25 protein-coding genes are annotated in these 22,295 nt (G+C 64.1%); 8 read left to right on the top strand and 17 right to left on the bottom strand.

All coding sequences use genetic code 11. The annotated features are described in order from the left end of the window. Positions 1–33: 33 nt before the first annotated feature. Together IB234_RS17290 and IB234_RS17285 are read right to left on the bottom strand one after the other, a co-directional pair. Positions 34–1,068 (bottom strand): GGDEF domain-containing protein, encoded by a 1,035-nt coding sequence (locus tag IB234_RS17290; protein ID WP_192320182.1) that lies wholly within the window; start codon positions 1,066–1,068, stop codon positions 34–36. Between the two features lie 181 nt (positions 1,069–1,249). Further along, on the bottom strand, positions 1,250–2,305 hold the full coding sequence (locus IB234_RS17285; protein ID WP_192321000.1) for a DMT family transporter: 1,056 nt from the start codon (positions 2,303–2,305) through the stop codon (positions 1,250–1,252). Between the two features lie 102 nt (positions 2,306–2,407). Between IB234_RS17285 and IB234_RS17280 the strand changes: the two genes are divergently transcribed. The 5 genes from IB234_RS17280 (at position 2,408) to IB234_RS17260 (ending at position 6,264) form a co-directional block, all read left to right on the top strand. Beyond that, positions 2,408–3,292 (top strand): LysR family transcriptional regulator, encoded by an 885-nt coding sequence (locus IB234_RS17280; protein ID WP_192320180.1) that lies wholly within the window; start codon positions 2,408–2,410, stop codon positions 3,290–3,292. A gap of 163 nt (positions 3,293–3,455) precedes the next feature. Beyond that, positions 3,456–3,908, top strand: coding sequence for a hypothetical protein (locus IB234_RS17275; RefSeq protein WP_192320178.1), 453 nt, complete (start codon positions 3,456–3,458; stop codon positions 3,906–3,908). Positions 3,909–3,995: 87 nt separating this feature from the next. Then, positions 3,996–4,871: a protease HtpX gene (gene htpX, locus IB234_RS17270; protein ID WP_192320176.1), complete on the top strand. Its 876-nt coding sequence runs from the start codon at positions 3,996–3,998 to the stop codon at positions 4,869–4,871. 122 nt (positions 4,872–4,993) lie between these two features. After that, entirely contained in the window at positions 4,994–5,395 is a 402-nt protein-coding gene (locus IB234_RS17265; protein ID WP_192320174.1) for a transcriptional regulator, read from the top strand. Positions 5,396–5,493: 98 nt separating this feature from the next. After that, entirely contained in the window at positions 5,494–6,264 is a 771-nt protein-coding gene (locus tag IB234_RS17260) for a DODA-type extradiol aromatic ring-opening family dioxygenase (protein WP_192320171.1), read from the top strand. 26 nt (positions 6,265–6,290) lie between these two features. On the opposite strand, the gene IB234_RS17255 is transcribed toward IB234_RS17260, so the two are convergent. Continuing rightward, positions 6,291–6,530, bottom strand: coding sequence for a sulfurtransferase TusA family protein (locus IB234_RS17255; protein WP_192320169.1), 240 nt, complete (start codon positions 6,528–6,530; stop codon positions 6,291–6,293). Between the two features lie 95 nt (positions 6,531–6,625). Between IB234_RS17255 and IB234_RS17250 the strand changes: the two genes are divergently transcribed. Next, positions 6,626–8,062 (top strand): M48 family metalloprotease, encoded by a 1,437-nt coding sequence (locus IB234_RS17250; protein WP_192320166.1) that lies wholly within the window; start codon positions 6,626–6,628, stop codon positions 8,060–8,062. A gap of 46 nt (positions 8,063–8,108) precedes the next feature. On the opposite strand, the gene IB234_RS17245 is transcribed toward IB234_RS17250, so the two are convergent. From IB234_RS17245 to IB234_RS17230, 4 genes are read right to left on the bottom strand one after another with little or no spacing between them, the layout of a single operon-like run. Then, positions 8,109–8,501, bottom strand: a complete 393-nt coding sequence (locus tag IB234_RS17245; RefSeq protein ID WP_192320164.1) for a DUF488 domain-containing protein — start codon at positions 8,499–8,501, stop codon at positions 8,109–8,111. Then, positions 8,498–8,797, bottom strand: coding sequence for a DUF5629 family protein (locus IB234_RS17240; protein WP_192320162.1), 300 nt, complete (start codon positions 8,795–8,797; stop codon positions 8,498–8,500). Before IB234_RS17240 ends, IB234_RS17245 begins: the two co-directional genes overlap by 4 nt. Continuing rightward, positions 8,794–9,441, bottom strand: a complete 648-nt coding sequence (locus IB234_RS17235) for a DUF480 domain-containing protein (protein WP_192320160.1) — start codon at positions 9,439–9,441, stop codon at positions 8,794–8,796. The genes IB234_RS17240 and IB234_RS17235 overlap by 4 nt, the downstream gene beginning before the upstream one ends. Before the next feature lie 54 nt (positions 9,442–9,495). After that, positions 9,496–10,578: a diguanylate cyclase gene (locus IB234_RS17230; RefSeq protein ID WP_192320157.1), complete on the bottom strand. Its 1,083-nt coding sequence runs from the start codon at positions 10,576–10,578 to the stop codon at positions 9,496–9,498. Positions 10,579–10,709: 131 nt separating this feature from the next. On the opposite strand from IB234_RS17230, the gene IB234_RS17225 reads away from it, so the two are divergent. Together IB234_RS17225 and gap are read left to right on the top strand one after the other, a co-directional pair. Next, positions 10,710–11,384 carry a COG3650 family protein gene (locus tag IB234_RS17225; protein ID WP_192320155.1) on the top strand — a complete coding sequence of 225 codons (675 nt, stop codon included), beginning with the start codon at positions 10,710–10,712 and terminating at the stop codon, positions 11,382–11,384. Between the two features lie 111 nt (positions 11,385–11,495). Beyond that, the gene (gene gap, locus IB234_RS17220; protein ID WP_192320153.1) at positions 11,496–12,503 is read left to right on the top strand and encodes a type I glyceraldehyde-3-phosphate dehydrogenase; all 1,008 of its coding nucleotides are present in this window, start codon (positions 11,496–11,498) and stop codon (positions 12,501–12,503) included. Positions 12,504–12,518: 15 nt separating this feature from the next. On the opposite strand, the gene IB234_RS17215 is transcribed toward gap, so the two are convergent. The 10 genes from IB234_RS17215 to IB234_RS17170 all read right to left on the bottom strand — a co-directional run bounded on the left by IB234_RS17215 (position 12,519) and on the right by IB234_RS17170 (position 22,256). After that, positions 12,519–13,031 carry a GNAT family N-acetyltransferase gene (locus IB234_RS17215; RefSeq protein ID WP_192320151.1) on the bottom strand — a complete coding sequence of 171 codons (513 nt, stop codon included), beginning with the start codon at positions 13,029–13,031 and terminating at the stop codon, positions 12,519–12,521. Beyond that, positions 13,028–14,119, bottom strand: coding sequence for a PLP-dependent cysteine synthase family protein (locus IB234_RS17210; protein ID WP_192320149.1), 1,092 nt, complete (start codon positions 14,117–14,119; stop codon positions 13,028–13,030). The genes IB234_RS17215 and IB234_RS17210 overlap by 4 nt, the downstream gene beginning before the upstream one ends. Positions 14,120–14,129: 10 nt before the next feature. Then, the gene (locus tag IB234_RS17205) at positions 14,130–15,008 is read right to left on the bottom strand and encodes a DMT family transporter (protein ID WP_412547927.1); all 879 of its coding nucleotides are present in this window, start codon (positions 15,006–15,008) and stop codon (positions 14,130–14,132) included. Between the two features lie 112 nt (positions 15,009–15,120). Continuing rightward, positions 15,121–15,453, bottom strand: coding sequence for a Na+/H+ antiporter subunit G (locus IB234_RS17200; protein ID WP_192320145.1), 333 nt, complete (start codon positions 15,451–15,453; stop codon positions 15,121–15,123). Continuing rightward, the gene (locus IB234_RS17195) at positions 15,450–15,719 is read right to left on the bottom strand and encodes a K+/H+ antiporter subunit F (RefSeq protein ID WP_192320143.1); all 270 of its coding nucleotides are present in this window, start codon (positions 15,717–15,719) and stop codon (positions 15,450–15,452) included. The genes IB234_RS17200 and IB234_RS17195 overlap by 4 nt, the downstream gene beginning before the upstream one ends. Beyond that, positions 15,704–16,201: a Na+/H+ antiporter subunit E gene (locus tag IB234_RS17190; protein WP_192320141.1), complete on the bottom strand. Its 498-nt coding sequence runs from the start codon at positions 16,199–16,201 to the stop codon at positions 15,704–15,706. Before IB234_RS17190 ends, IB234_RS17195 begins: the two co-directional genes overlap by 16 nt. Further along, positions 16,198–17,685, bottom strand: a complete 1,488-nt coding sequence (locus tag IB234_RS17185; RefSeq protein ID WP_192320138.1) for a monovalent cation/H+ antiporter subunit D — start codon at positions 17,683–17,685, stop codon at positions 16,198–16,200. The genes IB234_RS17190 and IB234_RS17185 overlap by 4 nt, the downstream gene beginning before the upstream one ends. Continuing rightward, positions 17,682–18,032: a Na+/H+ antiporter subunit C gene (locus tag IB234_RS17180; RefSeq protein ID WP_192320136.1), complete on the bottom strand. Its 351-nt coding sequence runs from the start codon at positions 18,030–18,032 to the stop codon at positions 17,682–17,684. Before IB234_RS17180 ends, IB234_RS17185 begins: the two co-directional genes overlap by 4 nt. After that, positions 18,032–20,833, bottom strand: a complete 2,802-nt coding sequence (locus IB234_RS17175; RefSeq protein WP_192320134.1) for a monovalent cation/H+ antiporter subunit A — start codon at positions 20,831–20,833, stop codon at positions 18,032–18,034. The genes IB234_RS17180 and IB234_RS17175 overlap by 1 nt, the downstream gene beginning before the upstream one ends. A 274-nt stretch (positions 20,834–21,107) precedes the next feature. Further along, positions 21,108–22,256, bottom strand: a complete 1,149-nt coding sequence (locus IB234_RS17170) for an acyl-CoA dehydrogenase family protein (protein ID WP_192320132.1) — start codon at positions 22,254–22,256, stop codon at positions 21,108–21,110. Positions 22,257–22,295: the final 39 nt, after the last annotated feature.

Raw genomic sequence — 22,295 nt, 5'->3', positions numbered from 1 at the left:
CACCAGCCGCCCTGGGCACGAGCGCCAACTGGATTAGTGGCGCCGCTGTTTTCGCTGTTGCTTGATCCGGTACATCTCGCGATCCGCCAGGCGAACGGCCTCGTCGCGATCCGTCTCCTCGGGCATCACTGCTACCACGCCGACACTGGCGCCACCGTACTGCAGGTCGCTAACGGATTCGCCGAGGGCATAGAGACCTTCCGTCGCCTTGGTGAGACGATCCTGCAACAGGCTGCTCGCCATTTGCATTTCGCTCGGGAGGTCCTGGTCCGCCGAGGGCGTTCCCAGTGCCAGCACCACGAACTCGTCACCACCAGTGCGCCCGATGATGTCGCTGGCGCGCAGGCAGTCCTTAAGGCGAGAGGAAATCGCCTTGAGGAACTCGTCACCCGCCTGATGACCATAGGTGTCGTTGATGACTTTGAAACCATCCAGGTCGACGGCGCCAATCAGCACATACTTGTTCTCGCGCCGGGCCAATGCGAACAGGCGGGGAAGCTCACTCATGATTGCGCGCCGGTTGTACAGCTCCGTCAGGGAATCCGTCAGCGCAAGCTTCACCAGCTCGGTCGAAGCCCGCTGCAGACGCTCCACCAGGATTTCCCGCTCCAGCGAATAACTCAGCAGGCCTGAGAGCAGCAGCAGGATGGGCTCCACGTCCGGCGCTCGGGTAACCTGCGAGGAGCTGGCCGCGCAGACCGTACCGAGCACCTTGCCATCCTGCGCGCGAATCGGAGCGCTCAGGTAGGTACGAATACCGAGCGCCTTCGCCGCCTCGGAGTCACCCCAGCACTCGGAAACGTCATCGGAGTACATCCGGTTCTCGTCGAGGGCACGCTTGCACAGCGTGTCTTCCCAGGGCACCACCAGCCCTTCGGGTATGGCCATCTCGCCAATGTTGCGAGCGAACTCGACACGCTGGACTCCCTGATCGATATCGATGGTCGTCAGGTAGGTCGACTCCATGCCCGTTACCTTGCCCAGCAGATCCAGCAGGGGGCGAGTGAGCTGTTCGACCGTTTGAGCTTTGGGAACTGTCTCAGATAAAAGCGCGAGTATCTGGTCCATACGAAGTCCCGATGACAGAGGGCTTGCCTGCGATTGTCATCAATTGCCGCCCCGCTGAATAGGCCGCCGCCGCCCAAAGTCGTAACTCAGGGCCATTCGTGGAATGGCTTTCACAATGCCCGAGAGCGCCTTGATGGATGGAAATCGGGGCCTCTTTTACAACGACAGCCGTTCATCCCCCTTAGCGGCCATCACGAGGGGCATTCGCATCGGGTGATTGTCGCGTGCCGGATCGATCGAGCATCGGCCCGAGCAGACGCTCTCCCAGCAGGGAAAATCTGGATCTGCGGTCACGACTATCAGCGCCAACCGCGGCCTTTCCAGACGAGGGTTTCAGACGTGAAACACCGAACATCACCAGCCCCAGGCCGGCAAGCTGGTACAGCGAGAGCGATTCGCTCAGTACCAGCCAGGAAATGAAGATGGTGAGCACCGGGCCCAGATTGCCCACCGCTGCGGTCTGCGTCGCCCCAAGGCGCTGAATGGCGAGAGCCATCCAATAGATGGGCAGCACCGTTGAGCACAACGCCATTGCCGCGGCAAATGCCCAGATCGAACCCGGCAAGGTTGCCAGTTGCCCGACATCGGCGGTAACACCGTAATGCATCAGTACCATCAGCGACGACGCACCACCTGCCAGCCCCGCAAGGCGCATGGACCCCAGGCGTTTGAGCATCACTCCTGCGCCGAAGTAATACATGGCATAGGTGACCGCACTGGCAAAAACCCAGGCAGCCCCCTGAATGACATTCGCGCTGGCACCGAGCGAGCTCACGTCATGAACGAAAGCGATACCGAGGCCGGCATAGCAGATGCCCATGGCCAACAAGGTGCGCGGGCTCGGTCGCTCGCGCAAAACCGCCGCCTGCAGCAACAGGACAAGCGTCGGATAGGTAAACAGAATCAGTCGTTCGAGCCCGGCACTGATGTATTCCAGCCCATAAAAATCGAACAGGCTGGACAGGTAGTAACCCAGCAGCCCGAGCAGCAGGATGCGAACGACATCCATTGCACTCAGCGGAGCACTATCCTCCCCACGGCTCAACCAGATCAGCCAGCAGAACAACGGCAGTGCCAGCGCCATGCGCAGGGCGAGCAAGGTGACCGCATCCACAGGGCCTGCAGCGTAAGACAACTTGACGAAGATGGCCTTCAGACTGAATCCGGCTGCCGCCAACACGGCGTACAGGCGGCCATCCTCCAGCAAGCGCTGGTAAGGGAAACGCAGGAGTTTCATCGCAATCCAGAAACGAAGAATCGAAGAGGCCTTATTCTGTATATAACGCCGCGTCGCTAGAATCGCTTTTTCACGAAGAGAGCGTTCGCTTTTGGATAAGTCATGCATTTTGACCTGATCGACCTTCGCCTCCTGTCGGCCATCGCCGCCACGGGCAGCCTGAGCAAGGCGGCCGCCACCTTTCCTGTGGCGGTTTCGGCGGCAAGCACGCGATTGCGCCTGTTCGAACAGCGCTGCGGGCTGACACTCTTCACCCGCAAGGCCGATGGGATGGTGCTCACGCCTGTCGGCCGACTGATCCTCGAACGCTCACGCAAGGTGATCAACGAGGCGGATGGACTGAAAGACGCCATCAACGAACTCGCCGGCCAGCGGCGCATCAGTCTCAACCTGTCTGCCACTACCGTTGCCAACAGCACCTTCCTGCCCGCCACGCTCGGTCCTTTCCTGGCCGACTATCCGGAAGTGGACCTGCAACTGGTGGAACAGAAGAGCATCGAGGTACTGCGTGCCGTCAGGAGCGGTGAATGCGAAATCGGCGTGTATGACGGCAACCTGCCCACCGAGGGGCTGCTGTCCCTGCCCTTTCGCGATGACAAGCTGGTAATGCTGACGCCACAGGGGCATCCACTGGCGGAACGCCAGATGATCGAACTGCGCGATGCACTCGACCACCCCTTCGTCTGCCTGCCCGCCGAGCGGGCCATGCAGCGCTTCGTCGAGGAAATGGCTACCCGACAGGCCATGCCGTTGAGAGTGCGAGTACGCGCGCCCAGCTTCGATGCCATCGCGCAACTGGTCGCACAGCGGGTCGGCATCGCCCTCCTGCCAGAGGCAGCCGCAGCACGATTCGCGCTCGAGCTCCCCGTCAGCATCGTCACGCTCAAGGATGCCTGGGCCACCCGTGAGTTGCGCATTTGCATCCAGAGCTGGGAGTCCCTGTCATCCCACGCCCGGCAGCTCGTGGCCTTTCTGGCCGGCCATTAGGCCGCTGATTTTCTGCAATAGCCGACGTTACTGGATGCCATCTATTGCATCGACAAGGCGTAATCGGCAGCATCCATCGCCCATGCAACCTGTATTTCCATCGCGCCATGACCAGAACATCGACGGCGAGCGTGCTGAATAATTGTTATTGAAGGTTTCCTAATTGGATCTGCAGATCGACGAGTTCTACAAGGATGCCGCTGCCGGCATGCTGATGCTCTATCAGGCCTTTCCGCGCAAGATGGCGCTCTATGTGGAAGACCTGATCGGCCGCGAGGAGCCTGACGAGTTCGGCCTTCCCAGCACACGTCACCAGTCCTGCCTGAGTGCCCTGCTCTGGCTGGCGGAGGAAGGCTACATCCGCTTCGACTCCACCATTGCCTACGACGCGCTGGATCAGGCGGTGCTCACCGAGAAGGGTTTCATGCGTCTGTCGCGCGGCATTCCCCATGCCCTGCCCGACGGTGAAAGCCAGACCGCAAGCGTAAGACGGGTCCGCGGCACCCTCGCCTGGCAGCTGCGTGAAGCCCTCGGCCAACAGAACAGTGAGAAGGTCGCACGCCTGACTCGCCTGGTGTTCGAAAGCACGCTGAATCCCGTGAACGACATAGTTTGAAATAGAGCCTCGGTTGAAGGTGATGCGGACCAACCTTATATAGCTCGCATACTTAGAACGTCTTCGCCTGAGGAGAAGCTTCCTACCATGATGCGTATCGTATTGTTCCTGGCCACCAACCTGGCGGTGCTGCTGATCGCCAGCGTCACCTTGAAACTGCTCGGGGTGGACCGCTTCACCGGCCAGAACTACGGCAGCCTGTTAGCTTTCTGTGCCGTGTTCGGCTTCGTCGGCTCCTTCATCTCGCTGTTCCTGTCCAAGTGGATGGCCAAGATGAGCACCGGCACCGAAATCATCACCCAGCCGCGCACGCGCCATGAGCAGTGGCTGCTACAGACCGTTGAAGAGCTGTCCCGCGACGCGGGTATCAAGATGCCCGAGGTCGGCATCTTCCCCGCCTACGAATCCAACGCCTTCGCCACCGGCTGGAACAAGAACGATGCCCTGGTGGCCGTCAGCCAGGGCCTGCTGGAGCGCTTCTCGCCTGACGAGGTGAAGGCGGTTCTGGCCCACGAGATCGGCCACGTAGCCAATGGCGACATGGTCACCCTGGCAATGATCCAGGGCGTGGTGAACACCTTCGTGATGTTCTTCGCGCGCATCTTCGGCAACTTCGTCGACCGCGTGATTCTGAAGAACGAAGGCGAAGGTCATGGCTTCGGCTACATAGCCGCGACCATCTTCGCCGAGCTGGTCCTGGGCATCCTGGCCAGCATCATCGTCATGTGGTTCTCCCGTCGCCGCGAGTTCAAGGCCGACGACGCCGGCGCCCGCCTGGCTGGCACCGGTGCGATGATTGCCGCCCTGGAGCGCTTGCGTGCAGAGCAGGGTGTGCCGGTGCAGATGCCCAGCAGCATGACCGCCTTCGCCATCAATGGGGGCCTGAAGAACGGTCTGGCCGGTCTGCTGATGACGCACCCGCCGCTGGAAGACCGCATCGAGGCCCTGCGCCAGCGCGGCTGATTAGGCACCTGGCGAAAAGGCGATCCTCGGATCGCCTTTTTTATTGCCCGCGAAAAACCTCGAACCTTGCTCCTTCAGGACTAGTCGGAATCTGTAAGCCTAATTCTTACGGGAGAATGACCATGGCTGTTTATGACTGGGACCTGATCGAACGCCTGCTGCATGAAGCACAGAATTCCGCCGGCCAGCCGTTCGCACCGCGCCGCTATGCCGAGGAGCTGGCCAGCGAACTGGAACAGGCAGGCGAGAAGGTCGAGGACCTCGATCACTTCCGCGCCGAGGCGGCCCGCTATGAGTCGCTGCTATTCGAGAACCAGTTCATCGCCTCACGCCCCGAGGAAGAAGGCGGCAACGGCGAGAACTTCGTCCTCACCCCGCGCGGCGCACAGCTGTTAAGCATGCTCGACAGCAGTATTCCGGGCGGGGAGCACCCTCGTGAAGTGCTCGATGGTGCTGGCGAAGCTGCACTCACTCCAGAGATCTTCGACGGGCTCGCCCCCAAGGCGAATCTCGAAACCGAGTGAACACAACGGGCCACTCGATCAATATGACCTGAAAGTTATATTGGATATCGATAGATTGGCCCGCCACCATGGCGGTATCGCCCTTCGAGGATCCGCCGATGCTGCCCGCTCTGTTCATTTCCCATGGATCGCCCATGCTCGCGCTCGAGCCCGGCGCCAGCGGTCCTGCCCTGGCCGGTCTCGCAGCGGAATTGCCCAGACCGAAAGCAGTTCTAGTGGTTTCTGCCCACTGGGAAAGCCCCGAGTTGCTGATCGGCAGCTCGGAGCAGCTGGCTACCTGGCATGATTTCGGCGGATTTCCCGCACCACTCTACGCTCTCAGCTATCCAGCACCCGGCTCGCCGAAGGTCGCACGTGAGGTGCAGCGCCTGCTGGCGGAAGCCAACCTGCCCAGCCGCCTGGACCCGCAACGCCCCCTGGATCATGGAGCCTGGGTACCGCTGTCACTGATGTACCCACAGGCTGACATCCCGGTGTTGCAGCTTTCGCTGCCCAGCCATGCCGGCCCTGACCTGCAGATACGGGTCGGTGAGGCGCTCCGCTCCTTGCGCAAACAAGGCGTGTTGCTGATCGGTTCGGGCAGCATCACTCACAATCTCGGCGAGCTGAACTGGCGCGCCGGTCCCGAAGCGGTCGAATCCTGGGCCCGTGAGTTTCGCGACTGGGTGGTTGCGAAGCTGCAGACTGGCGACCATTCGGCGCTAGTCGACTACCGCACCCTGGCCCCCCACGCCAAGCGCAGTCACCCCAGCGACGAGCACCTGCTGCCGTTGCACTTCGTCATGGGCGCAGGGGGTACGGGCTTTCGGATAGTGCACAGCGGATTCACCTATGGTGCGCTGGGCATGGACATCTACAGATTCGATTGAGCGGAATCTCGTTGTCGCTGAATCGGTCAGGCTTTCCTCAGCCAGTAGCTGAACACGCCGGCACTTTCCTCTTCACGTACCAGCTCGTGGCCGGCCAGCGTGGCGAATGAGCGAAAGTCGCGCTGCGACCCAGCGTCGGTGGCAACCACCTTGAGCAGTGCACCGCTCGGCAAGCGATTGAGCTCCAGCTTCGCTTTCAGCAGTGGCAGCGGGCAGTTGAGGCCGCGGGCGTCCACTTCGGCATCGCAGGTGAGAATATCGGTCATGATCAGCCTCCTTGAGGGTCGGCAAGAATACCGCAACCCTGGCCAGTAGAGCGGCCGGCCGGCTACAGTAGAGCTTTCGATCATGAGCCCAGTGCATGAACCTTCTGCGCCCTTCCCTGCTCGCTCTCGCCTGCCTCTGTGCCGCCCTGCCGATCGGCGCCAGCGACCTGCCCGCACTGGGCGACGCAAGCTCCTCCATCGTCTCGCCAGAACAGGAGCACCGCCTTGGCCGCGCCTGGCTCAGCGTTCTGCGCGGCCAGGTCGATCAGCTGTCCGACCCGCAGATCAAGGACTATGTCGAGACCAGTGTCTACCGGCTGGCGGAAACCAGTCAGCTGGAGGATCGACGCCTGGAGTTCGTCCTGCTCAACAGCCCGCAGATCAACGCCTTCGCGGCACCGGGCGGCATCGTCGGCGTCAATGGCGGTCTGCTGCTACATGCACAAACCGAAGCCGAATATGCCTCGGTCATGGCCCACGAACTGGCGCACCTTTCACAACGACACTTCGCACGCGGCCTGGAAGCCCAGCAGCGCATGCAGGTGCCCATGATGGCCGCGCTGCTGGCAGGTATCGTCGCCGCGGCAGCGGGCGCCGGCGATGCAGGCATGGCGGCCATCATGTCGACCCAGGCTGCGGCCATTCAGGAGCAGAGGCGCTTCTCCCGGCAGAACGAACAGGAGGCGGACCGCATCGGCTTGCTCAACCTGGAGAAGGCCGGCTACGACCCGCGCGCCATGCCCAGCATGTTCGAACGCCTGATGCGCCAGTACCGCTACGACTCGAAACCACCGGAGTTCCTGCTGACCCACCCGGTCACCGAATCCCGTATCGCCGATACCCGCAACCGCGCCGAGCAGTACCCGAGCAAGGGTGTCGAAGACAGCCTGCGCTACCAACTGATGCGCGCTCGCGTACAGCTCATCTTCGAGGAAACACCGGGTATTGCCGCCAAACGTTTCAGGGCGATGCTCGACAGCAACCCGAAGCTGGACGCCGCCCGCTATGGCCTGGCCATCGCCCAGACCAAGGGAGGGCGCCTTGGAGAGGCGCGCCAGGAGCTGGACGAGCTACTGAAAGGCGAACCCGACGACCTCACCTACAATCTGGCCATGATCGACCTGGACGAGGCCGCCAATCGCCTCGCAGACGCTCGCCAACGGATCGATCGCATGCGTGTGATCTTCCCGGACAGCTACCCGCTCGAGCAGGCCCGCATCGATCTGATGCTCAAGCAGAACCAGACCAAGGAAGCCGAGGTGGCGCTCGACGAACTGCTCAAGCGCCGCGGTAATGATCCGGATATCTGGTATCAGGTCGCTGAAGTACGCGGGCTCAACCGCCACATCGTCGGGCTCCACCAGGCGCGTGCCGAATTCTTCGCCCTCGTGGGTGACTACGACCAGGCGCTGCAGCAGCTCGATCTGGCCAAGCGGCGCGCCAGCAGCAACTTCCCCCTGGCATCCCGGATCGACGCGCGCCAGCAGGAGTTGACCGAAGAGAAGCGCGCACTCGACAAGATGATGCGCTGACGTCAGGTCCTATGCCGGAGGACGGGGCGCTTTCGCGCCCGATGTGCTACAGATCGGCGTAACACACCGGCGAGCTGGATGGGCCACGCCGTTCAAGCTCGTCCTCGAGGAACTCGGCCAGTACCCATGCGTTGTTGAAGCGTTCCTCGCGGGCGGCGAACAGCAGGGTCAAGGTGCCTCGCTCCGCCGCCGCCAGCAGGCCCTGCCAATGCTCCGGGTGGGCAGCCAGCTCGCCGCGATAGAGCAGGCGAAACTCATCGAACAGCGCCGGGTCATGGCAGAAGCTCTTGCGCAGTGCCTCAGACGGCGCCACCTCCTTGAGCCAGGCACTCAGGCCGAGACTCTCTTTCTTGCAACCACGCGGCCACAGGCGGTCGACCAGCACTCGCTCGCCATCATCGGCAGCGACCGGCTCGTAGATTCGCTTGCAGCGAATCACGGCTCGCCTTCTCCCTCGTCGCTCTCATCGTTACTGGCACTGATGGCACCCAGGCAGATCAGCTCGTGCTCACCCTCAGCGCTTCGAACTCGCCAGCCGCCCGCCCCGCCTGTAGCCACGGCCGCTGCCACTGCCGTAGCGCTGAAGTTCCAGACGCGCCGGGTGCGCCCATCCATGCACTCGACGCTGAGTTGCAGTTGTTCACCCTGCGCCTGCTCCTCCAGTCCGAACTGCCAGGCATGCAGGCCGTCGACCAGCAGCATGTCGGCGCCTCGCAGATCGTCGAGCAGGCTCATGCGCGTTCCTCAAGGCGTGCCAGGCGCTCTTCCAGGGCGCTGATACGAGCCTCCAGCTCGGCGATGCGAGCATCGTCGCTACCACCGCGGACCGGAGCATCGCTCTGACGGGCAGCCAGCAGGGCCTCCAGATCGCCTGCCTCGCCCAGCAGGTGCATGTAGCGGTCCTCTCGCTGGCCGCTCTGACGCGGAAGCAGGCTGGCCTGCTCGCGTCCGATCAGGCGCTCCAGCTGGTGCTGCACCTCGGCGGCATCCTCGAACTGGTACAGGCGGTTGCTGCGTGTGAGCAGCTCATTGATGGTCTGCGGCCCGCGCAGGAACAACAGTCCGACCAGCGCCTGCTGTGGCTTGACCAGTTCCAGGGCCTTGTCCACCCGATGCTCCCAGCGATCGGCCCGTCCGCCCATCACCAGGCGGGTCAAGCCGCGCCCTTCCAGCGCACGCAGCGCCTGGCCAACCTGGCCCTCGGTGAGGTTCATCAGCGGCTCGCGGCTGGTCTTCTGGTTGCACGCCAGGACCAGCGAGTTGAGGGTCAGCGGATAGGTTTCCGGTGTGGTGGCCTGCTTCTCGATCAGGCAGCCGAGGATGCGTACCTCGGTGGCGTTGAGCGGCTCGAAGCCTTCGGTGGCGCTGGACATGGGCATTCCCGTGCGGATGAAAAGGCCAATAGCCTGCCACGGCTGGCGCTCGCTGGGAACTCAGGCTCCCGGCGGTGTCCGCTCCTCGTCACCGACGACCTCAGCCTCGCTGGCCATCACCACCTGGTCGCGCCCCCGGCTCTTGGCCTGATAGAGCGCCTGATCGGCAGCGTTGAGCCACTGGCTGGCATCCAGCTGGAACGGGCTGTAGCCGGCCAGGCCGATGCTCAGGGTGATGCGTAGACCGGGTGCCAGGGGGCTGCGGATCTCGGCCAGCTCCTGGCGCAGGCGCTCCATCACCTCGCCCGCCAGCACCAGCGGCGTATTGGGCAGGATCACGCAGAACTCGTCGCCACCGTAACGGCCAGCCATGTCTTCCTGGCGCAGGCCCAGCACCAGCCTCTCGCTGAGCAGACGCAGCACGCTATCGCCGACCAGATGGCCGTGGTGATCGTTTATCTGCTTGAAATGATCCACGTCGATCAACGCCACGGTGCCACGCTGCTGGCCGTTCCTGCACTTGATGAACTCACTCTGCAGCAGGTCCTGCCAGTAGCCATGATTGAACAGTCGAGTCAGGCTGTCGGTGCGGCTGGCGGCGCGCAGGGCTTGCTTGTGCTGGGCCAGCTTGATGCTCAGCCGGTAGCTGACCCAGCCTAGCGCCAGCGGGTAGAGAATCAGCATCGGCAGGCACGCATACAGTTGCGGCATGCTGGTGTCGGGTTGGAAGGCCGGGCCGAACAGTAGGAACGCCAGCCCGCTACCAATGAACATGGCCAGGCAGCCCCTAAGGAAGAAGCGCCCTCCACCTGCCGCTATGTTGTTCATCGCCATCATCGCCAGGATGGTCACGGTCGGCAGCGCATTGAACTGCATGGATGCCGCCCAGAAGCCGCCGAATACCGAGTCGATCAGCAGATTGCGCTGCTCGGCCTTGTAAGGCGAGGAAGAGAGGCGTGCCAGTTGATAAGCCAAATGCGGCCAGAGAAAACCATTGAACACCAGCAACGCCCATAGCCAGGGAGCGGGCCGCAGCGGCCAGAGCGCTGCAGCAACACAGAAGAAACCGATCCCGAGGCCGATGCTCCGTGGCAGGTAGATCCGTTTGGCAAACGACAGACCGGAGCCGGTGCTTCTATCCATGGTCACACTCACGGCGAACGTGTCTTGAGAATGGCTGCATGGTCAAGACTATACAAGCTCGCAGCACGTTTCAGCGCTTGAGCTGGCGCGCCGGGCTGGGTAAGTTGGCCGCACTCGCAAGGAGAGCCTTCATGACCCGTGCCCGCTCGCTGCTGTTTGCCGTGCTGCCGCTGTTCGCCGGCTGCCAGCTGTTCGAAGTCTACAATCCCGCCCCGCCCCCTATCCCCGCTCAGCGCCTGCAGGGGCAGCTTAGCCTGGAGCAGGATCGCCTGATCCTCACGCCCTGTGGCGAGCTCCGCCGCATCGCCCTGGTCAAGGAGGGCAGCGAGGACACCCTGCGTGATGCCCGCAATCTACTGGACGATGGCGGCGAGAGCCTGTTCGTCGATCTGCGCGGCCGCCCCCAGGGGAGCAAGCGGGCCGATCTGGATGGCGAGCTGCATCTGGAGCAGGTCTACCGCCTGCAGAACGAGGGGCCCGACTGCGAAGACCCAGGCTTCGACCGCCTGCTGCTGCGTGCCAGCGGCCACGAGCCGGACTGGAGCCTGGGCGTGAGCGAGCCTGGCCTCGTACTGCTGCGTCCGGGGCAACCACCCTTGGCGGTTCCCTATCTCGAAGAACAGCTACCAGGCGGCAGTTCGAGCCTCAGCAGCGAGGCCAACGGCCAGCGCCTGGAGCTATGGCTGACGCCACAACATTGCGTCGACGACATGAGCGGCACCATCCAGCATCTCGGAGCAGAGCTGCGGCTGAACGACGAGGTTCTGCGCGGCTGCGCGTCCTTCGGCGGCGCGCGCAGTCGCTAAGCCATATAGCGCTGCGGCAGCTATGGTCTCCGGACTCCGGCCGCGCCTCGCTTTCGCGGGGTGGCCGGTCCACCTATTCTGAACGTGGACCCCAGACAGCCGGAGGCTGCCATGCTGCGCATTGCCCTGAACGGATACGGGCGCATCGGTCGCGCCCTGCTGCGTGCCTTGTTCGAGCGCGGACTGCAAAGCCAGTTGCGGATTGAGGCGATCAATGAGATCGGCGATTTCGGCACCCTCGCTCACTTGACCCGCTTCGACTCCACTTTCGGCCGCTTCGTCGGCCAGGTAGAGCTGCACGACGACACCCTGCAGGTGGATGGCCAGCCGATCCGCCTGATCAGCCAGAAAGACTTCACCCAACTGCCATGGGGGCAACTCGCGGTGGATGTGGTGGTGGACTGCACCGGCAAGTCGAAGAAACGTGCCCTGGCCGAACAGCACCTGGCTGCCGGCGCGCCACGGGTATTGCTTTCGCACCCGCTGGACAGCGCCGACCTGACGGTGGTCTACGGCGTCAACCACCACCTGTTGGGCAACCAGCAGATCGTCTCGAATGCCTCCTGCACCACCAACTGCCTGGCGCCACTGGCTCAGGTGCTGCACACCGCAGTGGGCATCAAGCAGGGCCTGATGACCACGGTGCATGCCTACACCAACGACCAGAACCTGCTCGACAAGACCCACAACGACCTGTATCGCGCCCGTGCCGCCCCCCAGTCGATGATTCCCACCAGCACTGGAGCGGCCAAGACCATCGGCCTGGTGATCCCCGAGCTGGACGGCCGCCTCGATGGTATGGCGGTGCGCGTACCGACCGCCAACGTGTCGCTGCTCGACCTGACCTTCACCAGCGAGCACCCAACCAGCCGCGAAGCGATCAACGACACCCTGCAGAAGGCCGCGCGCCAGCTGCCGCTGGGAGTGATGGAGTGCAACGACCTGCCGCTGGTGTCTTCGGACTTCAACGGCTACCCGGTGTCCTGCGTGGTCGATCTCAACCACACCCGGGTGCAGGGCGACAACCTGGTCAAGGTACTGGCCTGGTACGACAACGAATGGGCCTTCGCCAACCGTCTGCTGGATGTGCTGCTGGAGTGGATAAAGCCGCAGGCGTAGTCGCCTGACAACGGCCTAGGTGCGCAGGTAGCAGAGCGTGGTACGGCGGGTACCGGCGCTACGCCTCTCGGGATCGGGGAAGGTCGCCACCTCGACGAAACCGGCCTTGCGCATCATCCCCGCCGAGCCGGCGTTCTCCTCGTGGCGCTCGATGTAGATGTCGTGGATACCCAGCTCGCGCAGCCCCTGCACCGCCTCCCTGAGCAGACGACTGCCCAGACCGCGACCGCCGAGCTCTCGGTGCACCACCGCTTCGCCAACGTAGCCCTGAGGTACATCGCGGCGCTCCGTCGCCTGGTAGCGCTCGAAGTTACTGCTGGCCAGGAAGGTGACGAAGCCGGCCAGCTCGCCGCCATCGCCTTCCGCCAGCCTGGCCCGCACCGCCCCCTCGGCAATGCCCTGCAGGTGCGCCAGCACGGCGTCCTGCGGCAGGTAATTCCAGGGGTTGGGGCCGTGCTCGAAGATGAAGGCGGCCATGGCCGGGATGTCCTCGCCCCGCGCCGGCCGGCTGGAAAAACGCCCGCTCATATGCCGCTCCGCGGCAGGTCGGGCAGCTCGGCGCCCCGTTCGGCGCAGGCCGCCACAGCCTCGATCAGCGGCGCCAGGTCATAATCCTGCTCGGCCAGCCAGGTGTTGCAGTAATAGCTGGTGGCATAGCGCTCGCCGCCGTCGCAGAGGATGGCGACCACCGAGCCACGCTGGCCGGTCTCGGCCATCTGCCGCGCCGCCAGCAGCGCGCCGATCAGGTTGGTGCCGCTGCTGGCGCCGACCCGCCGGTTCAGGCGCCGCGCCAGATAGTGCATGGCGGCCAGCGACAGCGCATCTGGCACCTTGCACATGGCATCCAGCACCTGCGGCATGAACGACGGCTCGACCCGCGGCCGGCCGATGCCCTCGATGCGCGAGCCGCAATCCAGGGTCAGGCTGCGGTCGCCGCTGACATAGCTGTCGTAGAACACCGAGCGCTCTGCGTCGGCACACAGCACTCGAGTGGCGTACTGGCGGTAGCGCACGTAGCGGCCCAGGGTAGCCAGCGTGCCGCCAGTGCCGGGGCTGGACACCAGCCAGGCCGGCTCGGGGAACTGCTCGTGGCGCATCTGCTGGAAAATCGATTCGGCGATGTTGTTGTTCGCCCGCCAGTCGGTGGCACGCTCGGCGTAGGTGAACTGGTCCATGAAGTGGCCGCCACTCTCGCGGGCCAGACGCACGGACTCGGCGTGAATCTGTGTGGGGTCGTCGACCAGGTGGGTCTGGCCGCCATAGAAGGTGATCTGCGCCAGCTTCTCCTTGGCCGTGGAGGCAGGCACCACGGCGATGAAGGGCAACCCCAACAGGCGTGCGAAGTAGGCCTCGGAGATGGCGGTGGAACCGCTGGAGGCCTCGATCACCGGCGCGCCGGGCTTGAGCCAGCCGTTGCACAGGGCGTAGAGGAACAGCGAGCGGGCCAGGCGATGCTTGAGACTGCCGGTGGGATGGCTGGACTCGTCCTTGAAGTACAGCTCGACGCCGGGCATGCCCGGCAGCGCCAGAGGAATCAGGTGGGTATCGGCGCTGCGCTGGAAGTCCGCCTCGATGATGTGCACCGCCTCGCGGGTCCACTGCCGGATATCGCTCATGACGTGTTCCTCAGTCCAGGATGCCGGCAGGTGCCGGCGTTGTGCTGCGCCACTGGCTCAGCACGACGCCGACGAACACCAAGGCGGTCGCGGCGTATTGCGCGGGAATCAGACGCTCTCCCAGCAGCAGAGCGGCGAAGATCAGGGTGAATACCGGCAGCAGGTTGGTAAAGCCGGAGGCCTGACTGGCCGGAAGGCGGCTGACCCCGAAGTTGTACAGGCCATAGGCGCCGACCGTGACCACCACGCCGAGGTAGACCACCGAGCCGACGCCGAGCAGGCCGAACTGGCTTGGTAGCGGCTCGGTGACCAACGCCAGCGGCAGGAAGAACAGCGAGCCGATGAACGCCTGCATGGCAGTGAGGACGAAGGGCGAGTAGCGCTCGCAGAGGAACTTCAGCAGCAGCGTGTAGCAGGTCGCACAGAGGATGGCGACGAACTCGTAGAAGTTGCCCAGCAACGGCGCTGACGCATGGGCATCGGCCTCGCCGACCAGACTCAGCCAGATGGCGCCACACATGGCCAGCAGGAAGCCGACCCAGGTGCTGGCGGCAATTCGCTCACGGAGAAAGACGAAGGCGCCCGTGGCCACCAGCAGCGGTAGCAGCGCAGTGATCATGCCGGCCTGGGTGGCACTGGTGTGCTGCAGCGCCAGGGCCTCGAAGATGAAGTACAGGCAGGGCTCGCAGGCCGCCAGTGCAAGCAGATAGCGCCAGTCGCCGGGGCGGTAGTCGAGGCGGCCGCGCCAGCGCCAGGCCAGCAGGAACACCAGGCTGCCGAGGGCCATGCGGCCGAAGATCACCCACATCGGCGGCAACTCGGAGAAGGCGAACTTGAGGGCGATGAAGGAACTGCCCCACAGGGCCATGGCCAGCACCAGGCAAGCCATCGCGAAGAACCGTCCCTGCCGGACCATCACCACCACCTCGACGAGAAAAACTCAGTGTAGGTGGCAGGCTACCGCTGCGGACAGGCACAGCAGCACGGGAAAACTGTGTCGCTTACTGTTCCCAGGGCTTGCCACGGGTCTTCGGCTCCAGCGGCAACTGCTGCAACACTGCCGCCTTGGCCAGCATGTAGGCGCTGACTGGGGCACTGATGAACAGGAACAGGCTGATCAGCAGCTCGTGCAGGCTCAGCCCCTTCTCCCCGGCGCTGAAGAAGATCAACGAAGCGACGATCATGCCGCCGACACCCAGGGTGGTGGCTTTGGTCGGACCATGCAGACGGGTGAAGAAGTCAGGCAGGCGGTGCATGCCGATGGCACCGATGAGGACGAAGCCACTGCCAAGAAGGAGCAGCGCGCAGACGAGGATTTCCACCCAGAAGTTCATTCGATGATGTCTCCACGCAGCATGTACTTGGCCACCGCCACGGTACTGACGAAGCCGAGCACGGCGATCAGCAGGGCGATCTCGAAGAACAGCTCGGTGTTCTTCCAGATGCCGTAGAGCACGACCATTGCGATGGCGTTGATATACAGGGTATCCAGCGCCAGCACCCGGTCCGGCAGGCTCGGCCCGCGCACCAGGCGCGCCGCAGCCAGCAGCAGCGCCAGGGCGAGCATGACCAGGCTGATCGGGATCACGAATCCGAGCATGGGAATATCTCCTTCAGCGGCGCCTCGTAGCGTTGCTTGATCTCGTCGATCAGCGCCTGCGGGTCTGCTACGTCGAGGCCGTGGACCAGCAGGGTGTGACGATCGAGGCTGAGGTCGGCAGCCAGCGAGCCGGGTGTCAGCGACACCACGCTGACCAGCACGCTGATGGCCAGCTCGTTGTCCAGGTCGATGGGAACCTCGACGAAGGCCGGGCGCAGTTTGTCGACGCGCCCCAGGGTCAGCCGCGCCACCTGGAAGTTGGCGATCAGGATGTCGCCCATCACCATGAACAGGAAACGCAGCAGCTTGAGCGGCTTCCAGCCATGCGGATGTTCGATCAGCAGGCGATTGCAGCCCAGCGGGATGGCCACGGCCAACACGCCCCCCAGCAGCCAGTGACCGAACGCGAATGAGTCCACCAGCAGCAGCCAGATGAACAGCAGCAGCAGGCTCTGCGCGGGATGCGGCAACAAACGACTCATGGCCGGATCTCCTGGATGATCGAACGGTAGCTCGCCACATCATGCAGCTGGGCAGCCGTCGCGCTGGTGTACTCCAGTACCGGGGCGGCCAGGACCACCAGCAGCAGCGCACAGGCCAACAGCAGAATGGTCGCGGCGACCCGACCGTAATCCAGCTCGGCGCTGTCCAGGCTGCTGGTGCCAACGCGCCAGAACAGCATGCTGCCGGCACGGCTCATGGCGATCAGAGCCGCGAAGCCGCCAAACAGCAGCACTGTCCACAGAATTACCGAGGGTGAGGCACGCAAGAGCAGGAGTTTGCCGAGGAAGCCGGACAACGGCGGCAGACCGACCACCGCCACCGCGCCGAAGAAGAACAAAGTAGCGAGCAGCGCGGGATGCTCCAGCGCCGGGCCAGGCACCAGCGTGGCACCTCGGCTGCCACGCTGGCGAGCGATGAGGTCGGCGAGCAGGAACAGGCCGCCCGCCACCCAGGTGCTGTGCAGCAGGTAATAGAGCGCCGCCGCATGGGCCTCGGGCGTACCGATGGCCACCGCCGCCAGCAGGGTGCCGGCAGACACCACAACCAGGTAGGCCAGCAGCCCCTGCAGGTTGCGAGCCGCCAGGGCGCCGATCGCACCGAGCACCACGGTGGCCAGCGCCATCGGCCAGAGCCAGGCCTGGGCCAGGTTGGCCAGCTCACCGGCCTCATCACCGAAAATCAGGGTGCAGACCCGCAGGATGGCGTAGATGCCGACCTTGGTCATGATCGCGAACAGCGCCGCCACCGGCGCACTAGCCGAGGCGTAGGCGCGCGGCAGCCAGAAGTACAGCGGCAGCAACGCGGCCTTGAGCGAGAACACCAGCAACAGCAGCAGACCGGCCGCCGCCAGCAGCGGTACGCGGTCACCCGTGGTAGCGGCGGCCCGCGCCGACAGGTCGGCCATGTTCAGCGTGCCGCTGATGCCGTAGATCAGGCCGAGGGCAATGAGGAACAGCGCCGAACCGGTCAAGTTGAGGATCACGTAATGCAACCCCGCCCTCACCCGCTCGGCACTGCGGCCGTAGAGCAACAGCGCGTAGGAGGCGATCAGCAGGATCTCGAAGAACACGAACAGGTTGAACAGGTCGCCCGTGAGGAACGAGCCATTGATACCCAGCAACTGGAACTGCAGCAACGCATGGAAACGCGGGCCACGGCGGTCGTCGCCGCGCAGCGCATAGAGCACCACAGCGCTGCCGAGCACGGCAGCGGTCAGCAGCAACAAGGCATTGAGGCGATCGAGCATCAGCACGATGCCGAACGGCGGACGCCAGTCGCCCAGGGCATAGACGCCCAGCCGACCACCGTCGGCCTGCTGCACGAGCAGCAATGCAACCGGCACCAGGGCCAGGGTGGCGAACAATGACAGCGTGCGCTTCAGCCGCTCGTGGGACGGCAGCACCAGCAGCAGGGCACCGACCAGCAGCGGCACCAGAATCGGCAGGATGATCAGGTGGTTCAACGCGCCTGCTCCTCGTCGTCTTTTACCGCATCCGGGCGGCCATCGACATGGTCGCTACCCAGATTGGCCACGCCGCGCAGGGCCAAAACCACAACGAATGCGGTCATGGCGAAGCCGATGACAATGGCGGTCAGCACCAGCGCCTGCGGCAGTGGATCGGCTGGCGTACCACCCTGCCCCAGCACCGCCACATCACCGGTCAACCGGCCCATGGCGAAGAGGAACAGGTTGACCGCGTAGGACAACAGGGTCAGGCCCAGGACCACGGCGAAAGTGCGGGCACGCAGCAGCAGGTAAATGCCGCTGGCGGAAAGCAGGCCGAGCGTCACGGCGAATAGCGCTTCCATCAGTGAATCTCCTTGCTCGCGGGCGGCGACAGGGCGAGCTTGCCGATATTGACCAGCACCATCTGCGTGGCTCCGATCACCGTCAGGTAGACGCCGAGGTCGAACAGGATGGCGGTGGCCAGCTCGAATTCACCCACCAACGGCAGCTCGAAATGACCGAACGCGGAGGTCAGGAAGGGACGGTCGAAGATCAGACTGCCCAAGCCGGTGAGGCCGGCGATCAACACGCCGGCACCGGCCATGCGCTGGTAGTTGAGCGGCATGCGCTGCTCCATCCAGGCCACGCCGTTGGCGATGTATTGCAGCGCCAGGGCCACGGCAGTGATCAGCCCGGCGATGAAGCCGCCGCCTGGCAGGTTGTGGCCACGCAGGAAGATGAAGGCCGAGATCAGCAACGCCAGGGGCAACAGCAGGCGCGACAGGGTCATCAGGATCAGCGGGTTCTTCGCCCAGGCCCAGCGCCGCCCTTGTGGGTCGCAGGTGGGGTTGATCATGCGCAGCCCATCGAGCATGGCGATGATGCCCACCGCGGCGATGGCCAGCACGGTGATCTCGCCCAGGGTATCGAAGCCACGGAAGTCCACCAGGATCACGTTGACTACGTTGGTGCCACCGCCACCGCTGATGCTGTTGGCCAGGAAGAACTCGGCAATGCTGGTGTCGTAGCCACGGGTCAGCACGCCATAGGCGAGAATGCCGATCATGGCGCCACCGGCGCCGGCCAGACAGAAGTCACGCAGCACACGCAGACTGGTGCTCTCCGGCGGAGAGACCGACGGCAGATAGTACAGAGCCAGCATCAACAGGATGATGGTCGCCACCTCTACCACCAGTTGGGTCAGGGCCAGGTCCGGCGCGGAGAAGCGGGCAAAGGCCAGCGCCACCAGCAAGCCGCCGACGCCGAGGATCAGCAGCGAAATCAGGCGCTGGCGATGGAAGATGGCCGTGAGGACACCGCTGGCGGCCAGTACCAGCATGCCCAAGGCGGTGATGCCATCGAGCGGGGTGAGCGGGCGTTCGCCGACCAGCTGCGGCATGGGCGCCAACGTCACTGTCGTCAGTACCAGCGCGCTGAGCAGCAGCAAAGCCAGGTAACGCTGCAGAGACCCGTTCTCCAGGCGCTCGGTCACCCACCCAGCCCCAAGCACCAGGCGCTCCACGCCCTGTTCGAACATCTCCTTGGCATCCAGCTCTGGCAGCCCCTCGTACCAGCGCAGCATCGGCTTGTGCGCGACGTAGATCAGGGTGCCTCCGACCAGCGCCACGCAGCTCATCATCAACGGCAGGTTGAAGCCGTGCCAGATTGCCAGGCTGTACTCGGGCAGCGCGCCGCCCAGGCTTGCCTGCGCCGCCACCGCCAGCACCGGGGCCACGGTGTATGCCGGCAGCATACCGACCACGATGCAGAGGAACACCAGGACCTCCACCGGCAGCTTCATGTAGCGCGGCGGCTCGTGCGGTGGGAACTTGGGCAGGTTCACCGGCTCGCCGTTGAAGAACACGCTGTGGATGAAGCGCAGCGAGTAGGCCACCGAGAACACCCCGGCGACGGTCGCTGCCAGCGGGATCAGCCAGTTGAAGAAGCTGCCCAGCAACGCATGCTGCACGGCTTCACCGAAGAACATCTCCTTGCTCAGGAATCCGTTGAGCAGCGGTACGCCTGCCATCGACGACGACGCCACCATGGCCAGCACGGCGGTATGCGGCATGTACTTCCACATGCCGTTTATGCGCCGCAGGTCGCGGCTGCCGGTCTCGTGATCGATGATGCCGGCAGCCATGAACAGAGAAGCCTTGAAGATGGCATGGTTGATGATATGGAACACCGCCGCGACGTTCGACAGCTGTGAGTCCATACCCAGCAGCAGGACGATCAAGCCCAGGTGGCTGATGGTCGAATAGGCCAACACGCCTTTGAGGTCGTTCTGGAACAGCGCCATGAACGCACCGAACAGCAGGGTCGTCAGCCCCGTGAGCGCAACCAGCTGGAACCACAGATCGGAGCCCGCCATGGCCGGGTACAGGCGCGCCAGCAGGAAGACGCCCGCCTTGACCATGGTCGCCGAGTGCAGGTACGCAGACACTGGCGTCGGCGCCGACATCGCATGGGGCAGCCAGAAGTGGAACGGGAACTGCGCGGATTTAGTGAAGGCACCCAGCAGCACCAGCACCAGCGCCACGGGATACAAGGCGTGGGCATGAATGACCTCGGCCGAGGCTAGCACCACGCTCAACTCGAAACTGCCGACCATATGACCGATCAGCAGGATGCCGGCCAGCAGCGCCAGGCCTCCGCCACCCGTCACCGCCAGGGCCATGCGCGCGCCCTTGCGGGCGTCGCTACGCTTGCCCCAGAAGCCGATCAGCAGGAAAGACGACAGGCTCGTCAGCTCCCAGAAGGTCAGCATCAGCAGCAGGTTTTCCGACAGCACCACGCCGAGCATGGCGCCCATGAAGAGCAGCAGGTAGGCGAAGAAGCGGCCGATAGGCTCGCGCTCGGACAGGTAATAGCGCGCGTAGAGAATCACCAGCAGGCCGATGCCGAGGATCATCAAGGCAAAGAGGAAGGACAGGCCGTCCAGCCGCAGCGACAGATTGAAGCCCAGCTGCGGCAGCCAGGGCTGCGACACCACCAGCAGCTCGCCGGCGAGCAGGCGTGGAGCTAGCCAGAGCAGAAGCCCCAGGCCCAGCAGAGGCGCGACGGCTGTCGCCAGGCTGCACGCCAGCCGGCCATGGCGCTCGAAAAGGACAGGAAGGAAGATGCCGAGAAACGGCAATCCGACGATGAGCAATAGCTCCATGAATCTCCCCTGTCCCGAGCCCCTATTCCTGGCGGGACGGGGCGAATTGAATCTCTCCTCGCGCGGCGTGGCCTCTATCAGCGAAGGTTTCGCCGCGATTATCCATAACTATCAGACCCAAGCCATAGATAAATTATTACATTCTGCATATAAGGACCGGCCTTGGCCGAGAATAGACCAAGCCTCCGGACGCCTTAGACCGGCGCGAGATGCGTTAAGGCATAGGAGAGCGAAGGCGCCGGCCAGGTTCCGAAAGGCTACTGGTATCGGATGGTCAGAGTCCCATCTGCTTGCTGATGATCTCGTTCATGATCTCCCGCGAGCCGCCGCCGATGGAGAGGATGCGGTTGTCGCGGTACAAACGCTCAACCAGCGATTCGCGCATGTAGCCCATACCGCCGAGGATCTGCACGGCGTCGTAGGTGATGCGGTCGGCCACATCGGTGGCAAAGTTCTTGGCCATGGAGATTTCCTTGATCACGCTCTTGCCAGCAGCCATCTTGGCGGCCTGGCGATAGGTGAACTCACGGGAGACTTCCAGCTGGGTGGCCATCTCGGCCAGGCGGTGCTTGAGCACCTGGAACTTGCCGATCGGCTTGCCGAAGGCTTCGCGCTCGCGGGCCCAGGCCATGGCCTCCTCCAGCGCCATCTGCGAGGTCATGTTGGCCATCAGCGCCAGGCTCAGGCGCTCGCTCTGGAAGTTGGCCATGATGCAGGCGAAGCCCATGTTCTCGGCGCCGATCAGGTTCTCCACCGGCACTTTGCAGTCGTCGAAGAACAGCTCGGCGGTGTCCGAGGCACGCCAGCCCATCTTCTTCAGCGAGCGGCCGACGGTGAAGCCGGGCGTGCCCTTCTCGATCAGCAGCAGGCTGACGCCGCCGAAGCCCTCGCCACCGGTGCGCACGGCCACGGTGTAGTAGTCCGCCCGCACGCCGCTGGTGATGAAGGTCTTGCTGCCGGTCACGCGGTAGAAATCGCCGTCGCGCACCGCCCGGGTCTTGAGGTTGGCTACGTCGGAGCCGCCGGAAGGCTCGGTCACGGCCAGGGCCATGATCTTCTCGCCGGCCAGCACCTCGGGCACCACGCGTTCGCGCAGGGCCGGCTTGGCCCACTTGAGCACCGGCGGCAGGCCGATATCCAGCGAACCGAGGCCCGCGACCAGGCCACCGGAGCCGGAACGCATCAGTTCCTCGCTGGCCACCACCTTGGCGAACAGGTCACCCTCGTGGCTGCCGCCGTACTGCTCCGGATAGCCGATACCCAGAATGCCGGCATCACCGGCCTTGCGGTATAGCTCGCGAGGAAACTCCTCCGCCTCCTCCCAGCCCGCCACGTGCGGCAGTACCTCGCGCTCGATGAAGCGACGCACCGAATCGCGGATCAGCTGATGGGACGGGTCGAAGTACTCCTGGAAAGCTGACATGCGGGTGACTCCTTTTTATTTTTCACCACCCTAACCGAG

This window comes from Pseudomonas sp. PDM16 (assembly GCF_014851865.1).
Taxonomy (GTDB): Bacteria; Pseudomonadota; Gammaproteobacteria; order Pseudomonadales; family Pseudomonadaceae; genus Aquipseudomonas.
This window is presented reverse-complemented; position numbering and strand designations above follow the sequence as displayed.